This is a genomic window from Streptococcus parasanguinis (assembly GCF_016648925.1).
Classification (GTDB): domain Bacteria; phylum Bacillota; class Bacilli; order Lactobacillales; family Streptococcaceae; genus Streptococcus.
This window is the reverse complement of sequence record NZ_JACLQX010000003.1, coordinates 35,181-57,924: the sequence shown is the minus strand read 5'-3', so window position 1 is coordinate 57,924 and position 22,744 is coordinate 35,181. Positions and strand designations below refer to the sequence as shown.

The window sequence follows — 22,744 nt, the reverse complement described above, 5'->3', positions numbered from 1 at the left end:
GTCAAAAATAATGCTCAAATGATTTCACAAACTATATACCTTGGACGGAGTTTTTTTAAGCATTTTTAACTTCAAATAAATTATTTCACAAACTTTTCTTTCATGAGATTACATTAAAATATAAAAAAACCGATAGGATCCTATCCTACCGGTCGTTATCTTATGATTGGCGTTGACCAAAGTCATGAATCATTTGTTCCATTACTTCACGACTAGGTGTTGTAAGCATATAGAGGTAATCTCCCTGAAGTTCCGCAAAGGCCGCTGGCATGTCTTTCTTGACACGGAATTGATCATGGTATTTAGCCAAAACTTCATCCTCTGAAAGGACATAGGCTGCATTGGCACGACGAGAAGTTGCCAAGCAATAAAGGGGCTCAAACTCAGAAGCTGGGAAAGGTTCTCCAGCTACGATGGCAGCATAGCCACGGTACAAATCAATCGAGTGAGCGTAGTTGTAGACATCGATGGTAAAGCCACCTGCAGGGCGATTATTGTACTCGATCGCAATATAGTCATCCCCATCGCGGAAGAACTCAATGTGGAAGAAACGTTCCTTCATGCCAAAGGCCTTGACAATGGCTTCCCCGTATTGACGCAATTTTGGATCCATCTCTTTAAGGACATAATAAGAGTTGTCCATCTTGTAGAGCATCAAATCGAGTGGCGTATAAGCATAGTCAAAAGTCGTTGAAAAGACAATGTTGCCATCGCGATCGACCAGACCATCAAAGGTACAAATCTCGCTAGAAGTGACAAATTTCTCAAAGAAGTACTCTGTATGGCCATCCCACTCAGTCTTGAAATGGTCCACATCTTCTGGCGTTTCGATCTTGAAGGTTGCTGCTGCTCCTACCCCATTGTCAGGCTTAGCAATCAATGGCAACCCAATCTTCTTCACAGCCTTATCAATGTCTTTTTCTGTTTTAACTACTGCACCAGGTACGACTGGGACTCCAGCCTTCTTGAAGAGTTTCTTCATTTCTGATTTGAACTTGGTTTTCTTCAGATCTTTTGGCTTAGCCCCGAAGACATTGAATTGCTCCCGAAGCGCCGCATCCAATTCCAACCAGTACTCATTATGAGACTCAATGCGATCGATTGGGCCATGTTTATAAAAGAGAAAGGCTACCGCACGCTTCACTTCGTCCAGATTTTCCAAATTTTCAACACGGAAATATTCTGTTAAGCTGTTGCGCAAAGGCTCATCTAACTGTTCATATGGCTCTTGACCAATTCCCAAAACAGTGATCCCTTTATTAGCTAGTTCGATGGTAAATTGTTGGAAGTTTTGTGGGTAATATGGTGAAATAACGATATAATTCATTGAGGACTCCTCCCTTTTTACTTATAGATACATTTGGCCTAGGAAATAAGGCATTTGTTTGCGCCACCATTCCCAATCGTGGGCTACATCATGTCCCCATTCAGCGAACCATGCAGGAATATTTTTGTGATCAAAGGCTTCTTTCAGTTTGTAGAAAGATGGAAGCCCGTCTTGTTCCCAAGCCCCTAAACCAGTACAAACAACAATTTCAGCCTGACGGTAACGATCGATAAACCAGCCATCATTTTGGTTCCAGATATAATCAGATGGAGAATTTTGGTAAATGGCTTCATCTCCACCAAAATCACCAACAAAGAAACGAGCGTCATAGACTCCACTCAAGGCAATCACTTTGTTAAAGACATCTGGATGTTGCAAGAAGAAATTAAGCGCGTGGTAGGCTCCCATTGAGCAACCAGTTGTCATCATCGGATCAAACCAGCCTGTTTTGTGCTTGATGAAAGGAATAGCTTCTTCAATCACATAGCGCTCGTAAGCACGGTGCATCTCTGCTCGATCATGAGGATTTTTCCAATCACAAAGCCAGCTTTCACTATCAACACTCGAAAGGGTGAAGAATTGAACCCGTCCTTCTTCGATAAACTGAGCACAAGCATCAATCATACCAAAGTCATAGTACTCGTTATGGCTTCCACCTGATGAAGCGAAGACCACAACAGGAATACCAGCATGTCCATAGCGGTTCAGATACATTTCACGGTTGAGTTGGCCACTCCAGTGGCTTAAATGTTCAATATTCATAAGTTTCCTCTTTCTCTCTATTGATTTGTTCTGAGTCCATTAATCCCAATTTTCTGCCAAAAAACGAAGGCATTCTGGTAAATGTTCAGCCCAAGCTTCTTCGTGGTGAATAGCCCCAGATTGAATCCGAATGGCAATATTTTCCAAAGCCACCCCTTGTTGAATGACGTCGTGATAATAGCGAAGGGATGAATCAATATAGGCTTGCTTGATGTTTCCTGCCATTAGGGTTTTATCCGTATCATCCGCCTCTTCAGTCCCTACATAGATGTAGATCCGTTGGTCTGAATATAATTTTTTGCGTTCGATATAATGATTGAAGGCATCTTGGTGCAGCCAGTTAGCGGATGAAAAGACCCCTAAACAACCGATTTGATCTTGGTACTCTAAGCCCAAGAATTGGGTAATATTTCCACCCAAGGAAGATCCAATCATGGCCGTATGTTCTCGATCAGCAAGAGTCCGGTATTCCTGATCAATGAAAGGTTTCACCACTTCCATGACAAATTCACCGTACTCAACCCCCTTGCCACCAAATTGCATGCCAGGAATATTAGATTCCTTGTACTTCCAGGCAGAGTATTCATTCATGCGTTGGAAACCATCATTATCGATCGCAACGACAATCATGCGACTAATATCGGGATTCCGCTTAATGGCTGGAATGACTTTCCAGGAATGACCCGCATAAGCTTCCTTGCTATACAAGACATTTTGCCCATCGTGGAAATAAACCACAGGGTAACGTCTATCTGTATCCGTTTCATAATTCTTAGGTAATAAGACTCGCACACGACGGAGTTTTCCGGTATAAGGCACTTTCAACTCGTGTGTCTTCATATCTAAATAAAAATAGGATTTGTTCATTGTCAGAAAACTCTCTATATTCTAAATTTTATTCATTATACCATTTTTAGAAGAAAAAGTCTGGATTTTCTCCAAACTTTTTCCTTTATTGGGTTATTTTTCCATAAACTGAGCCAAATCTTGTAAAGAACGTTCGGCAATTTTCTCATACCGTTCCTTTTTATCCCGAATGCGTGGTCCTTCTAGCTCCTTGATAATCCCGAAGTTGACATTCATGGGTTGGAAATGTTTGCTATCGGCATGGGTGATATAGTGAGCCAAACTTCCGATAGCTGTCGTTTCAGGGAAAATGGCTGCTTCTTCTCCTTTGAAAAGGCGAGCTGCATTGATTCCAGCTACCAAACCTGAGGCAGCTGACTCAACATAGCCTTCTACACCTGTCATTTGACCTGCAAAGAAGAGATTAGCTTGTTTCTTCGAACGGTAGGTTTGTTCAAGCAGATTTGGAGAATCCATGTAGGAATTGCGGTGCATGACACCATATCTTACAAATTCCGCGTTTTCCAAACCTGGAATCATTTGGAAGACCCGTTTTTGCTCGCCCCATTTAAGGTGAGTTTGGAAGCCAACGATATTGTAAAGGCTAGCAGCCGCATTGTCTTGGCGCAATTGGACTACCGCATAAGGGGTCTTAAACTCCCCATCACGTGGCCCTTTGTAATCATCTGGATACTCGAGCCCAACTGGTTTCATAGGGCCATAGAGCATGGTTTTGATGCCTCGCTTGGCCATGACTTCAATTGGCATACAACCTTCGAAATACTTTTCTTTTTCAAAAGAGTTGAGCGGTGCTTCTTCTGCATTGACCAATGCCTCGTGAAAATCCATAAACTTTTGTTTGGTCATGGGGCAGTTGAGATACGCCGCTTCTCCCTTGTCATAGCGTGACTTGAGATAGACCTTGTTCATATCGACAGTATTGACATCGATGATTGGAGCTGCTGCATCATAGAAATAGAAACCATCGCCACCATTAAGGGCATGGATCTTTTCTGCCAAGGCATCACTGGTGAGAGGCCCCGTTGCGACCACTGTGATGGCATCTGTCGGCAATTCCGTAATTTCATCACGAATGACTTCGATGAGCGGGTGTTTGGACACCTTCTCCGTCACCCGGCTAGCAAAACCTTCTCGGTCCACAGCAAGTGCTCCACCGGCTGGTACACGAGTCGCTTCCGCTGCTTCAAGGATGACAGAACCCAGACGGCGCATTTCTTCTTTGAGGAGCCCGACAGCATTGGTGAGAGAATCCCCACGAAGAGAGTTGGAACACACTAACTCAGCAAAGTTGTCTGTTTTGTGTTGCGGAGTGGATTTGACCCCACGCATTTCATAGAGCTTGACCTGAATACCCTGTTGGGCAATCTGGTAAGCCGCTTCCGAGCCAGCAAGGCCCGCACCGATCACATTGATATAAGATTGAGACATGACACTAATACCTCTTTGGGTATCAAAACACCCCACTGGACTGTTAGACACCCACAAATCTTTCTAATTTTCTACTTGGTCCATTATACCAAAAAGCCAATTAAAAAGACAGGGAGGCTTTTCCTTCCTGTCTAACGAATGTCTATTATAACAGACATTTATAAAAATTGCCGTTATAATAGACATTGAATCGTTTAAAAGCTTATTTCACTTTTTCTTCTTCGTAGTCGCCATTGCTACATACGACCTGTTTGCCGCCACCACGAACTTTTTTCTCAACTAAGTAGTGGCCACATTTTGGACAATCTCGACCGATCGGCTTATCCCAAGAGGTAAATTCACACTCTGGATAGCGATTGCATCCATAGAAGATACGGTTGCGCTTGGTTTTACGCTCGATGATTTGTCCCTGATGACAGTCAGGACATTCCACGCCGATTTCTTTGACAATGGCCTGGGTATGACGACAATCTGGGAAATTGCTACAAGCATAGAACTTTCCAAAACGTCCTAATTTAATCACCATCGGGCTTCCACAAACTTCACAATCAAAACCAGCTGGTTCGTCTTTAATTTGGATTTTTTCCATCTCTTCTTCAGCCTTTGCGACCTCTTTAGAAAATGGTTTGTAGAAAGCATCGATGACTTTTTGCCACTCTTCCTTTCCAAGTTCGACATCATCGAGTTTCCCTTCCATCTCCGCTGTGAAGGTCACGTTGACAATATCTGGGAAGAATTCAACGATCAGTTTATTGACGATCTCCCCTAATTCTGTTGGTTCAAAGCGTTTGGCTACCAGCTTCACATAATAACGTTTTTGAATGGTCTCAATCGTCGGTGCATAGGTTGAAGGACGACCAACCCCATTTTCTTCCAAGGTCTTAATCAAAGTTGCTTCAGAATATCGAGCAGGTGGTTGGGTAAAGTGTTGCTCAGGCTTGCTATTGACTTGCTTAACGCTATCGCCTTCTACCATATCCGGCAACATCTTGTTCTTATCTGAGTCGTTATAAATAGCCAAATAACCATCAAACTTCACCTGGCTCCCATTTGCCGTATACTGAACCCCATTTTGACCTAAACGGACATTCATGGTATCAAAGACAGCTGCTGTCATTTGACTAGCTACAAAGCGGTTCCAAATCAATGTGTAGAGTTTTAATTGATCTTTGTCCAAGTATTTAGCAATGCTCTCAGGTGTATTGAAGACGCTGGATGGACGAATCGCTTCGTGGGCATCTTGGGCACCAGAAGCATTCTTCACGCGGCTTCCATGCTTGGAATACTTCTCACCAAAGCGATCCACGATAAAGTTAGCTGCCTCATTTTGCGCAACTGGACTGATCCGTGTGGAATCGGTACGCATATAGGTAATCAAACCTTGAACACCAGAGCCAATATTGATTCCTTCATACAATTGCTGGGCGACCATCATGGTCTTACGTGTACGGAAGTTGATCTTATTGGCAGCATCCATCTGCATGGAAGAGGTAGTGTATGGAAGTGGCGCATTCCGACGTCGTTCTTTCTTTTCCACCTTTTCAACGGTAAAATCTTTGCCATCTAAGCGTTCAAGAACAGCTTTCACCTCTTCATTGGTGTTGAGCTTCATCTTCTTGCCATCAATCCCATAGAAGCTGGCTTGGAATTGCTTGGTCCCTTTTTTAAAGACGCCATCAATGGTCCAGTATTCTTCGGGCTTGAATTCATTAATTTCACTTTCACGATCAATGATTAATTTGAGGGCAACTGATTGCACGCGCCCTGCAGAAAGTCCTTTTTTAACCTTTTTCCAAAGAATAGGCGAAATGGAATACCCTACAATCCGGTCCAAGACACGACGTGCTTGTTGGGCATCGACCAAGTCCATATCGATTTGGCGCGGTTCTTTAAAGGCATTTTTGACTGCATCCTTGGTGATTTCGTTAAAGACCACACGGTTTTTTTCCTTAGCATCCAAGTTCAAAATATGCGCTAAATGCCAAGAAATAGCTTCTCCTTCTCGGTCCGGGTCACTTGCGAGAAAGACTTGTTTGGCTTTTTTAGCTTCTTTTTTCAAATCATTGATCAAGGGACCTTTTCCGCGAATATTGATATACTCCGGTTCATAGTTATTGTCGAAGTCAATCGACATGGTTGATTTTTTCAGGTCCCGAATATGGCCAACACTGGCCATGACTTTGTAGTTACGACCAAGGTATTTCTCGATTGTTTTGGCCTTAGCAGGAGACTCCACAATCACCAAATTTTTCTTGGTTGTACTGCTTTTCTTTTTTGTTACCACGTTTTATCCCTCTGTATTGTATAAATCTCATTGAGTTTAATACATTTTAAGAAAGATGTCAACTAGGAACTTCTCCTATAGGAAAATCACAATTCGTATTTCAATTCATCAAGAATGTCCTGGCCTGATGTGACAAGCTTTGCACCTTCTTGAATCAGATGATGGCAGCCTGCAGATTTTCCATCTAAAATATTTCCTGGAATAGCAAAAACGTCTCGGCCTTCTTCCATGGCACGCTCACAAGTAATCAAACTACCTGAACGGAGTCGAGCTTCTGCCACAATTACAGCCTGACAGAGGCCTGCAATGATGCGATTTCTCTCAGGAAAATGGAACTTAAGAGGGGTCTGCCCTGGACCATACTCGCTCAAGATCAGATGTTGTTCCCCCATATGGGCCTGCAGTCTTTGATTGCTTTTAGGATAAAAGACATCCAGTCCCGTTCCAATCACTCCGATGGTCTTGCCACCATTTCGGATACTAGCATAATGAGCTGTCGCATCAATTCCCTTAGCAAGCCCACTAACAATGACCAATTCATTTCCAAGTTCCTTGATAATCTTCTCTACAGAACGAACCCCTTCTCGCGTCGTTTCTCGAGCTCCAACAACTGCAATCTTCGGTCTGGTTAACAATTCCAAATCTCCCTGGTAAAAAAGGAGTACAGGAGGGTTGTAGATCTGTAGCAATTCCTCAGGGTATTCAGGATCAAAAATGGATAGAGATGGGAACCGTTCAAACTCCTTGTGTAAATGCTCTTCATCCAGTTGCCGGTATTTGTCTACAAAATGAATAATACTGCGACAGCGAGCGATCCTTGCTATCTCTTCTAATCTTGGTAAGACTTGGTCTTTCCTACAGTAGTCCAAGACTCTCAAGACTTGCTCATTTGATAAACCGGCTTCTTTTAATTTAAAGATTTCAAATTTCTCCATAGTCACCTTCTACTTCCTCTCACTTATTTATTCGAAAAAGAAAAGAAAAAAGCTCTATTTCTAGAACTTTTTTTGATATGTCGAAGAATAAAAGTAAGATGCGGCACCAATCAAGTTGCTTTCATTGTGGAAGCGAGCAGCTTGGATGGGCAAGGCCTCAAATTGTTTATGCCCTTTTTGAGAGAGTAGCTCATGGTATTGTCGACTGATCTCATCGATCAATAGTGGTTGACTACTAATGCCCCCGCCAATCGTCACTTTTTCAATCAGGAGCAATGATTGAAGATTAAAAATCAAAATTGCAATATCATGACAATATTCTTGAAACAAGGATATCAGCTCCTCATGGCCCCCTAGATCAAGAGCTTTGAAAACAGCTATACCATCTGCCTTTTCTAGGTTTAAAATATGACTAGCCTTCTCAACAAATTGAACAGCTGAACCGGTGTTTTCCAAAAGATTGGAAATGCCTTGCAAAAAGAGTTCACGATGAAAGCGGCGATTTTCTGGTGTTCTTTCTGCCTTATCAATAGACCGAATGTATTCTGTCAGTTGCCATCCTCTCAATAGGTCACCATTCGAAAGAAGAGCGAGACCTACTCCTGTCCCCAAGACCAAGGTCGCACCACATGGACAATCTTTTAGATTACCAAGCCTTGCTTCCGCTAGACCAGCGGCTTCTCCATCATTGAGAACAGTGACGGGTACTTGAAATGTTTGTTCGAGTTTACTTGCTAGAGGAATGCTGCGCAAATATGGAATGAGACCACCTCGCAAGACAAAGCCAAGGCTCTTTTGGATCTCACCGGGGCATGAAATGGCGATTCCCTCGATTTCTTCCCTTACGGGTGTAACGATTTCTTCTAATCCTTGCCAAAACTCCTCAATCGTAGGTGGTGTTGGGATCTTGTCTGTATGAACCAATTGATAGTCTGCGTCCATCAGACCGTACTTTATAAAGGTACCACCGATGTCGATAGTGAATAGCATAACCTAATCCTCACACATTGATTTGACGGGTTCAAACGAACGCCGATGGATAGGGGTCACTCCCAGCTGGTCGAGGCCAGCCAGATGCTTAGCTGTCCCATAGCCAGCGTTCTGTGCAAAATCATAACCCGGATATTTTCGATCAAACTCTTCCATCATCTGATCCCGAGTCACCTTGGCTACGATGGATGCTGCAGCAATGGATAAGGAGTTAGCATCCCCTTTGATGATACTAGTTTGGGAAATAGGAAGATCTAACTTCATAGCATCAATCAAAAGATGCTGGGGTTGAGGATCTAACCGACCAATGGCCTCCATCATGGCTAGCTTCGTAGCTTCATAGATATTAACCTGGTCAATCACGTGATTGTCCTTGATGCCGATTCCGATCGCAATGGCGTTTTGGAGCACAGCCTCGTAGATTTCCTTGTGTTTGTATTTTGGAATCTTTTTACTATCGTTGAGTCCTGGAATCTTACAAGCTTTCGGCAAGATCACGGCAGCAGCAACAACTGGACCCGCTAATGGGCCACGTCCCACTTCATCCACTCCTGCAATGAGTTCCATCCCACGCGCATAGCATTCTTTTTCATAGGCCAGCATTCCTTCCAAGCGCTCATCTTCATCTATCCGTTTTTGGATTTCTCTTTTTCTTTTGGCTATCGCTTGGATCACACCAGATCGGCTATCCTGTTCCAATTCAGCCAATAAAGGATCGTCTAACCGCTGGATGTTTGCTAATTGTTCTTTAATTTTCTTAATGGTTGCCATCAAATTCCCCTACGCGATCTAGCGTATACCGTCCCAATTTTCCATCGCGAACATCTTTGACAAAGAGTTGGTAAAAGCGGTCATAATCCTCGCGAAATCCTAATTTTTGGGTCATTTCCATAATGATTTCAGGAGCTTCTTGTTCCAGATCCATTTGTTTAAAACGTTCCTGCAAAACAGTTGGGTAGTGCTCTTTAAAATAGTTAAGGCCAAAAATGGTCACTTCATCCATTGGAAGCAACTGGTCCTTGATGGCGCCTGTTAAAGCAAGCTTTAAGGCCACTTCTTCATCTTCAAACTTGGGCCAGAGAATCCCTGGAGTATCCAAGATTTCAAGGTCTTTATTGGTTTTCAACCATTGTTGCCCCTTGGTCACCCCTGGTTTATTTCCAACAACAGCAATCTTTTTCCCCGCTAAGCGGTTCATCAGAGTTGATTTCCCGGCATTAGGAATCCCGATAATCATGGTCCGAAGGGTTTCAATCTGAATCCCTCGTTCCTTCTGACGAGCAATTTTATCGGCCATCAAAGACTTAGCAGCATCTGTGACCTTCTTAACCGTAGATTGCTCTTTGGAGTTGATAGCCAAGGTTTTAATGCCTTGAGACTCAAAATAGTCCTGCCATTCTTTTGTTGCCACAGGATCTGCCAAGTCTACCTTGTTCAAAATCATTAATTTAGGCTTATCACCAACAATTTTCGTTAACATAGGATTTTGGCTTGATAGGGGTAAACGAGCATCTACCAGAACCGTCACAAAATCCACAAATTTTAAATTTTCTTGTACTTGTCTTCTAGCTTTGGACATGTGTCCAGGAAACCATTGTATAGTTGCCATGTTCTCCATTCCTTTCCAGTTCAATCTCTTCTATTATACCATGTTTTCTTGAATTCTCAGCCTTAAACGAGAATACAAAAAAATGAAGCTACCGAAGTAACTTCTATTTCATATTCTAGCGAATTTGCTCAAAATGCAAATGCACGGCGATGTGATCACCATAGCCGCTCCGTTCCAAATCACGTTGCAAGCGATAAGAAATGTAGTGTTCTGCAATGGTAATATAACCTGCTCCCAACAAGCGTTGTTCCACTAATGATTGGATCATACTGATGGTTGCGCGTTCTACTTGGGCTTCATCCAAATCCATAGCAACTTTCTTGGTCACTTGAGCTAGGTTTTGTCGCAAATCATCTGTCAAAACATAGACAACTTGCGCAGCTTTCAAAATAGCTTGGTAAATTTTATCTGGGTTGAATTCAACCACTTCTCCACTACGTTTAATGACTTCCATCGGAGTCTCCTTTTTGTTTAAATTTTCATGAATACTTCATTTCCCTTAGAAAGAAATGAAGACCTACTACTTTATTATATAATTTTTTTGCCAAGAATCAAAGCTCTTTTCAGGACTTACTGTGCTTGATTGGATGAAAAAATCTAACGATCACTTTTTTCCATGACCACATCTTCTTTTTTATAGCTGTAGGTCAATCTCCAAAGATGGTCAGAGACATGATCCAAACGGAAGGTCTTCAAAATCTTCTTCAGAGGTAACTTCTCCATCTCTACTTTTCTAAGGAGTTCCACTAATAGTTCACCACCAGCATTGACAGCAATCAGCTGATCTTCGTCACTATCATATTGGAGAAGGACTGTTTTAGTCGGTTTATAGAGAACATTGTAGAGATTGTAGGCCCTATCGATTTCAAAATGTTTATCCTTGTCGGCTTCTCTTGAGTAGCGGTGAATCGTAAGGGGACCAATTTGAAAAGCTCCTGCTAAACTAAAAATAAATCCTAAAGCTGCTATTGATTCCCAAAGAAGGTTGAGGAGCTTGGAATCGAAGTCAAATATGAAATGAACTAGCAACAAAATAATCCCTGTTCCAAATCCAATTAAAAGCAAGAGAGCGCCGATGCATCCAGCTTTTTCGCCTGTTTTAATGGTCGGTTTATCATAGATCTTCACACCATCTAATTTTTCAAGGCTATGACGTTCTTTAAATTTTTCTAGTTCTGATTTTTCTGAATCCTTTTTTTCTAACTCTGTTTTCTCTAACTCTGACATACATTCCTCATGACAATTTTATTAATAATCCGGACGAAGAACTCCCGTAATGATCTCTTTGGTAGCATGGTAATCCCCATCTACTACAACCTTGATGATACGTTTCGCTTCTTCTGCCGGTGCTGGCACCAATGGCAAACGAGTTGGCCCTGCTTCAAAGCCCATATAGTTTAAGACAGCTTTGACAGGAGCTGGACTCGGATATGAGAAGAGAGCATTGACTTTAGGGATAAATTGACGTTGGATAGCCGCAGCCTTTTTAATATCGTTGTGTTCAATGGCTTGGAACATCTCATGCATTTCATCTCCATTTGTATGAGAAGCCACTGAGATCACTCCATCAGCCCCAAGGTTCATCGCATGGAAAGCATCTCCATCTTCCCCTGTATAGACGAGAAATTCTTCTGGCTTGTGTTCAATCAAGTAGGCCATATTAGCCAGGGTTGTACACTCTTTTACCCCAATGATATTTGGGTGTTCTGCCAAACGAAGCATGGTTTCTGGTGTCATTTCGACAACCACTCGCCCTGGAATATTGTAGATAATAATCGGAAGATTAGATGCATCCGCAATCGCTTTAAAGTGTTGATACATTCCTTCTTGGGATGGTTTGTTGTAGTAAGGGACGATAGCCAATCCTGCTGCAAAGCCACCAAAAGCATCCACTTCTTTAACGAACTCAATCGAGTCGCGGGTTTCATTGGTTCCGACACCAGCGATCAAAGGAACTCGACCATTGACAATCTTTTGAACAGCCGCAAAGAGTTGCAATTCCTCATCGTGGGTCAGAGTTGGACTTTCCGCAGTCGTTCCAGCTAAGAGAATCCCGTCTGTATGATGAGCCAAGAGGTGCTCGATCAAGTCAGGAAGAGCGTCAAAATTAATGGTTCCATCTTCATGGAAGGGGGTGATAAATGCAGTGATGATTTTACAATCTTTTAAATCATTATAAGACATAGAAAAACCTTTCTCTATATAAGAAAGAGGCTGGGGCTTGCTTGCCTTTGCCTCATGATCTGTTCATAAAACAAGTTGATTCGTTAGAAAGCTGAGGAAGAAATCAAACTCTTCGAGTTGCAGATTTCTGAATCGTGACGCAGTGGTTGATTGGAACTACTCATGTTTGCAACATTCGTACTTCCTAATCAACTGTGCGGGGGAAAAACTACGAAATCAAACTCTTCGAGTTACTGATTTCTGTTTTTCTCCCTATTTCAATTCAAACTTCAATTCAGCTGTTGGACGTACGAGTCCACGTTCGTGAAGGGTTTCTGCGATTTGGACTGAGTTCCAAGCAGCTCCTTTAAGGAGGTTATCTGAAACAACCCACATGTGGATTCCTTTTTCAGCATCCAAGTCTCTACGAATCCGTCCAACGAAGGTATCACGTGAACCTACAGCATTGACTGCTTGAGGATAGATTTGGTGAGCAACATCATCTTCAAGGACTGCACCTGGAAATTCTGCAATAGCAGCTTTCACTTCGTCAATTGGTGCCACTTCTTTTGTTTCAATGTAGACTGACTCTGAGTGAGCTGACAAGACTGGAATCCGCACACAAGTTGCTGAAACAGCAATGCTATCGTCTTCCATAATTTTCTTAGTCTCGTTTGTCATCTTCATTTCTTCGTATGTGTAGTCATTATCTGTGAAGACATCAATTTGTGGAAGAGCGTTGAAAGCAATTGGGTAATGTTTTTTATCACCACCACATGGCAAGATTTCTGCTTTGACATCGCGTGGGTTGACCCCATCATTCAAGACTTCCTTCAACTCACGTTGGGTTTCAAGAATAGCTCCCATACCAGCACCTGATACAGCTTGGTAAGTAGACACGATGATACGGTCCAAGCCCCATTTTTGACGAACGGGTTCAAGCGCTACCATCATTTGAATGGTCGAACAGTTTGGACAAGAGATGATTCCGTTATGAGCATCAAGCGCATGTGCATTCACTTCAGGAACAACCAATGGGACATCCGGATTTTGACGGAAATAAGAAGTGTTATCAACCACTACTGCACCTGCTTTTACCGCATAAGGTGCATATTTGGCAGATGTTGAACCACCAGCTGAGAAAAGAGCAATATCAACGCCTTCAAAAGCATCTTCAGTCGTTTCTTCGATGGTCACGTCTTGCCCTTTAAATTGCAAGACTTTTCCTGCAGAACGTGCTGACGCAAGGTAGCGAATTTTATCGATTGGAAGAGTTGATTCTTCCAACATTTTGATCATTTGAGCACCAACGGCACCTGTAGCACCGACAACAGCAACTGTGTATCCCATAGTAAATCCTCTTTCAAAATTTTCTAAAAATTGAGTATTTGTACTATTATACAATTTTTTGGCATAAATGAAAAGTACCAACAGTAGGAAAAAATCCTGATAACAAGACCAGGATTTTTGATGGTTATTAATAATAAATAGCTTTTTAGTTAAGGTCATAGTTCAAATCACTTAAATCTTTCTTACCTTGTGTTTCTTCAGCAAGAAATGGAACTTGATGGATCCCCTTTACACCTGCTACGATAGACGCCGGAAATGAAACAATTTCTTGATTGATGTGGCTAATATTACTGTTGACAATTCGCTTCGCTGCAGCAAGATCTTCATTTTCATCAGCAATTTCCTTTTGCAAGGCCAAGAATTGGTTAGAAGACAAGAGCTCTGGATAATTTTCACCAACTGCACGAATTTGTGCCAAGACATCGTTTTGATTGGTTATGACTTGGTTGGATTCTTGAATGCTCGCTCCTTGGCGTAAAGCAACTAAATCGGTAAAAAGGTCTTGTTCATGTTTTGCATAAGCTTTCGCTACTTTTAGCATTTCCGAAATGGTATCATAGCGTTTTACGAGGACGATATCGACCGTTCTCTTTGATTCCTCAATGGTCACAAGATAACGATTGAGGCGATTTCCTACACTAATAAACCAAATAGCCAATAGGCCAACAAATATGATTAAACCGATAATGAGATTCATGATGTTTCTCCTTCAAAAATTGCTGTTATTTCTTTAATTAAATCCAGTTCTTTGCATAATTTATGATATTCAGACACCAAAGATAGTTGATCAATATCTTCCGGTTTTTGGGGAGTCGGAAAGATATAGCGATCGGTATACAAAGAAATATAGAGTTTCTTTTCTTTCAAAAATACACACATGGCATTTTGAGAAATTTGTCGATCAAACCATTCTAACATCTTAGGGGTGAGAAATTTTCGGGCAGACAGTTCATCCGTGCAGTAAATATTGTAATTCTCGTTATTGCGAATATCCTCTGTTTCAATCTGAACTTCATCTCCTCTGGCTCCAGGATAAACCCCATTCACCTCCCTCTTAAAAAGAAAGGATTTCTTGGTTGGCACAACCCGAAGATGACCGGAGAAATTGATCGGTAGACATAAAGAGAACACTTGTCCAAGGAAATCTGTAACTTCCACATGTTCCGTCCTCGTATGTCCATTAGATGTCCGATAACGAGTCTCTGTATGATGGGCATAGAGATTTGACACCGTCAGCTCTTTGTCATCATGAAATGATAGCTCTTTGAAACACAGAAAATCAGTCGACCGAGGACATAAATGCGAGAGAGCTTCAGAAGGGATGGAACCGTCCTCTTTGATCGAAGCCTTAGGAAAAACTTCCTTTAATACAGGCGACAAGATATCATCAAGATAGATTTCATCGTTCGAACGAATTCGATCCCCAAACAAGGCTTTTCTTTTTTTATATTGTGGCCAATAATACAAACCAACCACTAAAAGGATCAAAGGAATAGCTGCAAAACGCAATAAAATGAGAGACAGTATGGCACAAATAATACCAAAAGATCGCAAAACATTCCATTGAAGATTGTTCTTCATCTGTTCTCGGATCAATCCGATTGCATCCTGAAATTGTTTGGAGTTTTCAAGATCCTCAATTTTCTGCGAATAGTCTGTAGATGCTGAATCATTAGAATGATAGAAATCTCCCAATCAACTCCACTCCTTTCTGACACGAGGCACTTTACTATATTATAACACCAACATAACTTTGTAGCAACTGTATTATAATAGTTTCGGTCCTTTGAAGGTACAAAAAAATCCTGATCCGAAGACCAGGATTTGAGGCACCTTTCGGTGAGAACCGCCGGTTCACACAACTGTTCAAGGTCCGCTCCTGCGTTACAATTGAATGTAGACCTCCTCAGCGCAAAAGGCTCCTAAGAGCCAATCGACTCATCGCATAAATCTAGTTTACCATGAACATCCACAAACTGTCAAGAAGGTAGGTACTTGCTTCCTTCTCGAATACTCAAAGGAGATAACTGCTCTCGATAGCGGTCGATAAAGGCCCCTACCCAATCCGGATTGACCTTGGAATAGTTGCGTAAGCTCCAGCCAATTGCCTTATTTATAAAGAACTCGCTTTGACCTAGATTATTGAGGATCACTTTTTCTAACAAATCCGTATCTGTTTTTTCTTTCCTCATAAGCTGGTGATCAATGGCAATCCGCCTCAACCAAAAGTCCTGATCCTTACTCCACTCCAGCATAACCTGCTTGGTTTCTGGATAGGTGAAAGTAATCTCTCCGATGATGAGGTCCAACTGATCAATACTATCCCACCAGGACTTGGTTTGAGCTAACTGTTTCAGCTTTGGAAAATCTTCAGGTCTAAGCTCCTTCTTCTTTTTATCCAGATAATCCATAGCAATATATTGGAACTCACGGTAAGGTTGCTGCCAACACTCTTCCACAAAAGCCCAATCAATTGGATTCTTTATGAAAGGTTTAAAAAACTCTCTTTCAATCTTTTTGAGAATTGGTTTTTGAACGCCAAGAAAGCTGAATTTATTTTTCATATAAGCTTCCATATCAGGGATCTTTTCAGGAACTGTTGCTGCTTCTAAAATGGGAATCAAGTCTTCAATCTTCATCCTCTTCCTCACATTTCAAGAGTGTTACCGGCCCATCGATCGTCTTTTGCATCCAGACGATATCATGCCATTTGTTAAACTTATAGCCAATCTTTGGGAAATGAGCCACTTGGACATAGCCCCGCTTTTCATGCATGGAAATGCTCGCTTCGTTCGGAACTGCGATACAAGCCAGAAAGCGTAAGTAGCCTCGTGCTTGCAACTCCTCTTCTAAGGCCGTATAAAGGGCCGATCCAATCCCTTGTCCACGCGCCTCTTTGGCTACATAAATAGACAATTCAGTGGTCCAATCATAGGCAGCGCGTGCATAATAGGTCGAGGCATAGGCATACCCCACAACTTTCCCATCCACTTCTGCAACCAAATAAGGAAATTGGGTCAGCGTTTTTGTGATGCGGCTTTCAAACTCCTGGACAGTCGGTACATCAACCTCAAAGGTAATGGCTGTCTCTGTCACATAAGGTTGGTAAATCGCTCGGATAGCTGCTGCATCGCTGAGCTGAACGGGTCGAATCATTATGGTGGCCTCCTCATTAGATTATACCTAGTATACCGATATGCCTTCTCACTGTCAATGAAGGACTAGCAGCAAGCAAAAAATCCTGGAATTGTATCCAGGATTTCCATCCTTCTTAAACCGTTTGACGTAACCCCATCATCCGGTAAAGGAATAAAGCACTCGGAGCTTTCAAAAAGCTCTTTTGCTTGGAATTTGTTGCTTTTAAGACATAGTTAGGTTTGACTGTTTTAGTGACTGTCTTTGCTTGTTTAAGATTCAGACCGGTTTGTTTTTTAGACGGTTGAACTTTCGATGGTTGAAGGGGAACTTTCACTGCGCTTGCTTGAAGTGGTTTTTCTTTGACTTTCAAGGCTTGTCCAATTGGTTTTGAAGCAGGAGCAGATAGTCCTGCTTGAGCTGGATGAGAGAGTTGACTCATGGTTTGATTGTTTCTGACTTCGACATGATTTAGGATACCTCCATTTGGATTGAGGTGATCGGTCACACCTGTATCAAATGGCGCTACAAATACATTGTCCTCAATGGTGACATTTTTAATATCTCCATAGCGCGTTTCAACATCAATCGATCCACGATGCTTGTTGTAGATATCGCTCTTCGTTCCTGTACGCTCCAAAAGATTGTGGTGAACCCGAATTCCTTCTTCATTCAGATCAAAGTTATGGCCTTTAAAGACAGTCGTCAAGCGAATTCCGGCATCACCGATATTGTCTTTAATCCGATTGTAGGCGATCTCATGGCCTTTCCCACCAAAGATTCCAATACCCCCAGCGCGCCAACCGAGTTCAATCGTATTGTGCAAGAATTTATTATTTTCTGCTACTGCCGATTCTGTTCCATCCGCAATACTTGACCAGCTGGCAAGTCCGTCATCTCCATTCCCACGAATACTAGAATTGCGGACAATCGAATTCTTAGTCCCTTGGGCAAAGTTGACTCCGTCAGCCAGGTTATTGCGCAAACGGACATTTTCTACTACTAGACCATCTGTGTACTTCATATCATTTTTTCCAGCATAATCACCAATCCACATGCCGACTTCAAAATGTTCGGCCCAAATATCGTGAATATGAGAATTCTTCCCTGGCGTTCCAGAAATGGCCTTGTATTGAGCATTTTCACCATAGCGTGAACGGAGGTTAGAGGATAGATAGACATCGCTAAATTCAACATGGTTGTCTTGGTGAAGGAAGTCAAAACCACCGCCACCAGCTTGGTCGCTAGTGAAATGCAGTTGGGTATGCCAGATACCGGCCCCTGAAATCTTCATATCAGAAGCATCGATACCGACTTTTCGATTGAGATTAAATCGCCCAGCTGGGATATAGACATTCTTTCCGGTTTGTTTAGCTTCATAAATCGCATCATAGAGGGCCTTGCTGTCATCAGTATCGTCGTTTGGCGTAGCTCCTTTAGAAACAATATTGATAGCATTGTCCCCTTGAGCAATCGGGTCTGGAGCTTGCTCGAATTCCACAAAGTCAAGGCCATAATGGACGTCGTCTGACTTGTTTTTCACCAGTGAAACCACATCTCCTTTTTGAAGCTGAACTCCTGGAAGTAGGCTGTGTACTTCATCAAATTGGAACCGAGCGAGTGTATCCGCCTGGGAACTATCGTGTACACCTTTGTCATTCAAGTACTGCCAGTTAGACGTAGATGAAAGATCCAATTGTTGAACACTGTGACCATTCACCTGTACATCGAGTTGTCCACTTGCGCCATCTGGTACCGTGTAGCGTACGGTTAAAGCATTGGCTGGTTCATTGACCTTAAAGGAAACACCATCTCCCTTTTCTTTTAAAGCGACATAAGTCTGATCAGAAGCTTCAATAGCTGTTGAGTGACTGTCTTGAGACTGCTCCACCTCTGCATTTCCAAGGAGATCTCCTTTGTCAGCCTCATAACGGGTGTAAGGCATAGATGCTCCATATTGGCTGGTATCTACTTGAGAACTTGCGGGATCAGAGGTTGTCGCTTCTTGCCCTTGTGTTTGGACTTGTGCCTGCTCTCCAGCTTGATCAGCTGCCACAGATTGTCCAGTCAAAAAACAAGCCCCCATGATCGCAATCACGACAGAAAAGACTCCAAGCTTAGACTTGCGAATACCAAAAACGATATCTTTGTTTAAATGATTCATCACACATTTCTCCTTTTATTTTTTACAACAATTCTATCCTAATAAAAATTATCATGACAAACAAGGTGAATTGTGTGAATATTCTGTATCAATTTGTTGCAGATATGTTAACCTTTTTATGTAGTAATAAAAGTGAGTAAGAAAAAGAGGCTGAGAATGCTTTCTCAAACCTCTTTCGATGACACAAGCTTATTCGGCTTTTTTATTTGAAAATTGGCTATTGTAGAGCTCATAGTAGAATCCTTTATCTGCTAACAAGGATTGGTGATTTCCTTGCTCGATGATTTGGCCATCTTTGAGAACAAGGATTTTATCTGCTTCTTGAATGGTAGACAGGCGGTGAGCAATGACAAAGCTAGTCCGCCCTTTCATCAAATTCTTCATGGCTTTTTGAATCAAGAGTTCTAAACGCGTATCGACAGAAGACGTCGCTTCATCCAAAATCAAGATTTTAGGATCCGCTAGGAGCGCACGCGCAATGGTTAGGAGTTGCTTTTGCCCTAGAGAAATATTGCTAGACTCCTGGTTCATTTCCATATTGTAACCACCAGGGAGTGTCCGGATAAAGTGATCGACATTGGCTGCCTTTGCAGCTTCCACAATTTCTTCATCCGTTGCCTCGAGATTACCAAAGCGAAGGTTTTCTTTAATGGTTCCTTCATATAACCAAGCATCCTGAAGCACCATTCCGAATTGTTTGCGGTAATCTTGGCGAGATAGATGACGAATATCATGACCATCCACCGTAATCGATCCTGCAGTCACATCGTAAAAGCGCATGAGCAAATTAATCAGGGTTGTTTTCCCCGCTCCGGTTGGTCCAACAATGGCCACCATTTCACCTGGTTTGACTTCTAGGTTGAAATCACGAATCAAGGGTTTGTCCGCTACATATTGGAAATCAACGTTTTTAAAGCTGACTTGCCCTGTCAAATCTCCAGAGAGGGTTTCTGTCACATCTGCTACTTCATCTGGTTCATCCATGACTTGGAAAATCCGATCTAGAGACGACTTAGCACTTTGTAGCTGTCCTGCCAATTGGGTCAAGTTTTGAATCGGTTGGTTGATCTGCCAAACATATTGAACGAAGGCCTGCATATTCCCGACAGTCAAACGTCCTGCTATCACTTGCAAGCCACCAAACAAAGCGATAATGAGATAAGTCAAATCTGAAATCCCATTTAAAATCGGCATCATTAAGCCAGAAATGAAATTAGCCTTGAATCCTACTTTTTGAAGGTGATGGGTAATATCATGAAACTCTTCCTGAGAAGATTTTTCCCGAACGTAGAGCTTAAGGACATTAAATCCTGTTAAATTTTCTTGCACAAAGCCGTTCATTGCTCCCAAAACATCGGCCTGCTCTTTAAAGTAAGGTTGAGATTTTTTCATGATAAATCGAGCACTGAAATAAGTGATCGGAATGGACAAAATGACCACTAGCCCCAGCTGGATGTTTAAGTACAAGACCATGCTGATGACAAAGAGCAAGGTAAAGATAGCATTAACGATTTGTAAGAAGGACTGTTGCAAGGCATTCGAGACAGTTTCGACATCGCTAGTAAAACGTCCTAGCAAATCTCCGAACTGATGCCGGTCAAAATAGGAAACCGGAATGTGGTTGATTTTATGAGACAAATCATTTCGCATGTCCTGAACGGTCTTTTGAACAGCATTGGTCATAAAATAGTTGGAATAATAAGATCCCAACTCATAGAGGACCCCACGGAATAGATAGAGCGTCATAATGATCGCGATATAGGAGGTGTTAAGACCAGCCCCTGGAAGGCCTTTTGCCATATCCATGAGATTTTTTGTCAACTCAGTAATGGCAAGCCCCAAAACAAAGGGTTCGACAACACTCATGACGACACTCAAGATTTTTAAGAAAATGGACAAGCAAACTTCTAAGCGATAGGCTCTCAAGTAAGTCCATAGTCTACTAAAACTATTTTGTTCTTGTTTCATCTGCTTCTCCTTTCTATTCCTCTGTTAATGATGGACTATCGAGCTGCGAATTGGCAATTTCACGATAGATCTCATTGCTTTCCATCAATTCATCGTGGGTTCCTCGACCGACGATTTCCCCTTGGTCCAAGACAATAATTTGATCCGCATCCATAATGGTTCCCACACGTTGCGCTACGATCAAGACAGTCGCATCTCCTGTAACTTCTTTGAGACGCTTGCGCAAAGTGGCATCCGTCTTGTAGTCTAGGGCAGAGAAGGAATCATCAAAAATAAAGACATCTGGATCTTTGACAACGGCACGAGCTATGGATAAGCGTTGTTTTTGACCACCTGAAAGGTTGCTACCACCTTCTGCCAAATGCGTATCAAAGCGTTCCTCACGGCTGTCGATAAATTCCTTGGCTTGAGAAATTTCAGCCGCTTGTTCTAGCTCTTGTACAGAGGCATCTTCTTTCCCATAACGAAGGTTCTCAGCAATGGTTCCAGTAAAGAGCAAGGCCTTTTGCGGAATAAAACCAATCTTTTGGCGAAGGGCTTTCAGATTGTAGTCACGGACATCTACACCATCTACCAAAATTTTCCCAAGCGTTACATCATAGAATCGAGGAATCAACTGCACAAGTGAAGATTTCCCAGAACCGGTCGAACCGATAAAGGCAATGGTTTCGCCAGGTTTGGCTTGAAAGGAAATATTATGGAGAACTGGACTCTCCGTCTCACCTGGATAAGCAAAGGTGACATTGTCAAATTCCAAATAGCCACGAGATGCTGTTTCTGTTACACCATTCTCATTTGGATCGATCGAAATGGGCATGTCCATGATTTCCTTGAGACGCCGGCTAGAAACCGCAGTCCGAGGATACATGGTAAAGAGATTGGCTAAAAAGAGGAAAGATAAGAGCGCGTGGAAGCTATACTCAATAAAGGCAACCAGATCCCCAATTTTCAAACTACCGTCATGAAGAGGATCCAAAGCAAACCAGACAATCGCCACAATCATAGCAATGATGATCTGCACAAACAGGGGTTCTGTCAAACCAGTTAATTTGAACAATTTATTCGAGTTTTCTGCGTAGACTTCATTTTCAGCCGCAAATTTCTCTTCCTGGAATTCTTCACGGGCAAAGGCACGAATTACACGAAGTCCTGTCAAATTTTCACGCGCAAACTGGTTAAGATGGTCCAGGGTCTTTTGTTGCTTCTCGGAAAGTGGACGTGTCTTAACTGCTACATACCAGACGACGACAGCAAGAAATGGTACAGAAACCGCTACAATCCACGCTAAAGAAGGACTGGTCGTGAGAATCAAGAGAACACTGGAAACCATCATCAAGGGTGTAATGACCCCCATCTTCAACATAGAATCCGCAAACTGCATCAAAACAAAGGCATCCGAAGTCAAGCGAGTGACCAATGACGATACCCCGATTTGCTCATACTCGTGATGCGAGTACTCCTGTAACTTAGCATAGAGGTCATTGCGCATATCTCGAACCATGGTGGTCGTTAGCTGGCCAACCGCGTAAGACAAGATAATCCGACCCACAATCCCAAGCAAAATGATCGCAAACATGACCCAGCCCCAGAAATACAGCCGATCCACATCACGCGGGTTAATCCCCTCATCAATCATGCGAGCTAGAATCGTTGGCAAGCCCAAATTGACAATAACAAACAGGACTGCTGAAAATAGATTCAGAGCTAGCCACTTGGGATACTTTTTCAAGTAAGACCAAATATAAAGCATAGATGATTCTCC

Annotated in this window: 19 protein-coding genes and 2 pseudogenes; 1 reads left to right on the top strand and 20 read right to left on the bottom strand. The window is 42.4% G+C overall.

Features of this window, described 5'->3' with window-relative positions; all coding sequences use genetic code 11:
• Nucleotides 1-160: 160 nt before the first annotated feature.
• From H7T97_RS01730 to H7T97_RS10260, 11 genes and pseudogenes are all read right to left on the bottom strand, one after another.
• A complete protein-coding gene (locus H7T97_RS01730) occupies nucleotides 161-1,327 on the bottom strand; it encodes an ATP-grasp domain-containing protein (RefSeq protein WP_201089157.1) in 1,167 nt (388 codons plus the stop codon).
• 21 nt (nucleotides 1,328-1,348) lie between these two features.
• Nucleotides 1,349-2,089 carry an esterase family protein gene (locus tag H7T97_RS01725; RefSeq protein WP_003001389.1) on the bottom strand — a complete coding sequence of 247 codons (741 nt, stop codon included), beginning with the start codon at nucleotides 2,087-2,089 and terminating at the stop codon, nucleotides 1,349-1,351.
• A gap of 39 nt (nucleotides 2,090-2,128) precedes the next feature.
• Nucleotides 2,129-2,956: an alpha/beta hydrolase gene (locus H7T97_RS01720; protein ID WP_201089155.1), complete on the bottom strand. Its 828-nt coding sequence runs from the start codon at nucleotides 2,954-2,956 to the stop codon at nucleotides 2,129-2,131.
• Nucleotides 2,957-3,049: 93 nt separating this feature from the next.
• Nucleotides 3,050-4,384 (bottom strand): methylenetetrahydrofolate--tRNA-(uracil(54)-C(5))-methyltransferase (FADH(2)-oxidizing) TrmFO, encoded by a 1,335-nt coding sequence (trmFO, locus tag H7T97_RS01715; RefSeq protein ID WP_201089153.1) that lies wholly within the window; start codon nucleotides 4,382-4,384, stop codon nucleotides 3,050-3,052.
• Nucleotides 4,385-4,586: 202 nt separating this feature from the next.
• A complete protein-coding gene (topA, locus tag H7T97_RS01710) occupies nucleotides 4,587-6,668 on the bottom strand; it encodes a type I DNA topoisomerase (protein ID WP_201089151.1) in 2,082 nt (693 codons plus the stop codon).
• Nucleotides 6,669-6,754: 86 nt separating this feature from the next.
• Nucleotides 6,755-7,603, bottom strand: coding sequence for a DNA-processing protein DprA (gene dprA, locus H7T97_RS01705; protein ID WP_201089149.1), 849 nt, complete (start codon nucleotides 7,601-7,603; stop codon nucleotides 6,755-6,757).
• Nucleotides 7,604-7,663: 60 nt separating this feature from the next.
• Complete coding sequence (locus tag H7T97_RS01700; RefSeq protein ID WP_201089147.1) at nucleotides 7,664-8,593, bottom strand: ROK family protein; 930 nt, start codon at nucleotides 8,591-8,593, stop codon at nucleotides 7,664-7,666.
• A 3-nt stretch (nucleotides 8,594-8,596) separates the two neighbouring features.
• Nucleotides 8,597-9,364 (bottom strand): ribonuclease HII, encoded by a 768-nt coding sequence (locus tag H7T97_RS01695; RefSeq protein ID WP_201089145.1) that lies wholly within the window; start codon nucleotides 9,362-9,364, stop codon nucleotides 8,597-8,599.
• Nucleotides 9,351-10,202 (bottom strand): ribosome biogenesis GTPase YlqF, encoded by an 852-nt coding sequence (gene ylqF, locus H7T97_RS01690; protein WP_201089143.1) that lies wholly within the window; start codon nucleotides 10,200-10,202, stop codon nucleotides 9,351-9,353. Before ylqF ends, H7T97_RS01695 begins: the two co-directional genes overlap by 14 nt.
• A gap of 115 nt (nucleotides 10,203-10,317) precedes the next feature.
• The gene (locus H7T97_RS01685) at nucleotides 10,318-10,656 is read right to left on the bottom strand and encodes an ATP cone domain-containing protein (protein WP_003001449.1); all 339 of its coding nucleotides are present in this window, start codon (nucleotides 10,654-10,656) and stop codon (nucleotides 10,318-10,320) included.
• Nucleotides 10,657-10,799: 143 nt separating this feature from the next.
• Nucleotides 10,800-11,414 (bottom strand): annotated as a pseudogene (locus H7T97_RS10260) (hypothetical protein); the annotation flags it as partial.
• On the opposite strand from H7T97_RS10260, the pseudogene H7T97_RS10405 reads away from it, so the two are divergent.
• A pseudogene (locus H7T97_RS10405) lies at nucleotides 11,395-11,442 on the top strand (hypothetical protein); the annotation flags it as partial. The pseudogenes H7T97_RS10260 and H7T97_RS10405 sit on opposite strands and share 20 nt — an antisense overlap.
• Nucleotides 11,443-11,450: 8 nt before the next feature.
• On the opposite strand, the gene dapA reads toward H7T97_RS10405, so the two are convergent.
• The 9 genes from dapA to H7T97_RS01635 form a co-directional block, all read right to left on the bottom strand.
• Nucleotides 11,451-12,386 (bottom strand): 4-hydroxy-tetrahydrodipicolinate synthase, encoded by a 936-nt coding sequence (gene dapA / locus H7T97_RS01675; RefSeq protein ID WP_155199622.1) that lies wholly within the window; start codon nucleotides 12,384-12,386, stop codon nucleotides 11,451-11,453.
• 252 nt (nucleotides 12,387-12,638) lie between these two features.
• Complete coding sequence (locus H7T97_RS01670; RefSeq protein WP_201089141.1) at nucleotides 12,639-13,715, bottom strand: aspartate-semialdehyde dehydrogenase; 1,077 nt, start codon at nucleotides 13,713-13,715, stop codon at nucleotides 12,639-12,641.
• A 145-nt stretch (nucleotides 13,716-13,860) separates the two neighbouring features.
• On the bottom strand, nucleotides 13,861-14,412 hold the full coding sequence (locus H7T97_RS01665; RefSeq protein ID WP_155167733.1) for a LemA family protein: 552 nt from the start codon (nucleotides 14,410-14,412) through the stop codon (nucleotides 13,861-13,863).
• Nucleotides 14,409-15,410, bottom strand: a complete 1,002-nt coding sequence (locus tag H7T97_RS01660) for a DUF3137 domain-containing protein (protein WP_201089139.1) — start codon at nucleotides 15,408-15,410, stop codon at nucleotides 14,409-14,411. Before H7T97_RS01660 ends, H7T97_RS01665 begins: the two co-directional genes overlap by 4 nt.
• Before the next feature lie 284 nt (nucleotides 15,411-15,694).
• A complete protein-coding gene (locus tag H7T97_RS01655; RefSeq protein ID WP_049486161.1) occupies nucleotides 15,695-16,354 on the bottom strand; it encodes a DNA alkylation repair protein in 660 nt (219 codons plus the stop codon).
• Entirely contained in the window at nucleotides 16,344-16,871 is a 528-nt protein-coding gene (locus H7T97_RS01650; protein ID WP_201089137.1) for a GNAT family N-acetyltransferase, read from the bottom strand. Before H7T97_RS01650 ends, H7T97_RS01655 begins: the two co-directional genes overlap by 11 nt.
• 115 nt (nucleotides 16,872-16,986) lie before the next feature.
• Nucleotides 16,987-19,014, bottom strand: coding sequence for a right-handed parallel beta-helix repeat-containing protein (locus H7T97_RS01645; RefSeq protein WP_201089135.1), 2,028 nt, complete (start codon nucleotides 19,012-19,014; stop codon nucleotides 16,987-16,989).
• 189 nt (nucleotides 19,015-19,203) lie between these two features.
• Nucleotides 19,204-20,982 carry an ABC transporter ATP-binding protein gene (locus H7T97_RS01640; protein ID WP_201089133.1) on the bottom strand — a complete coding sequence of 593 codons (1,779 nt, stop codon included), beginning with the start codon at nucleotides 20,980-20,982 and terminating at the stop codon, nucleotides 19,204-19,206.
• Nucleotides 20,983-20,995: 13 nt separating this feature from the next.
• A complete protein-coding gene (locus tag H7T97_RS01635) occupies nucleotides 20,996-22,732 on the bottom strand; it encodes an ABC transporter ATP-binding protein (protein WP_201089131.1) in 1,737 nt (578 codons plus the stop codon).
• Between the last annotated feature and the right edge of the window lie 12 nt (nucleotides 22,733-22,744).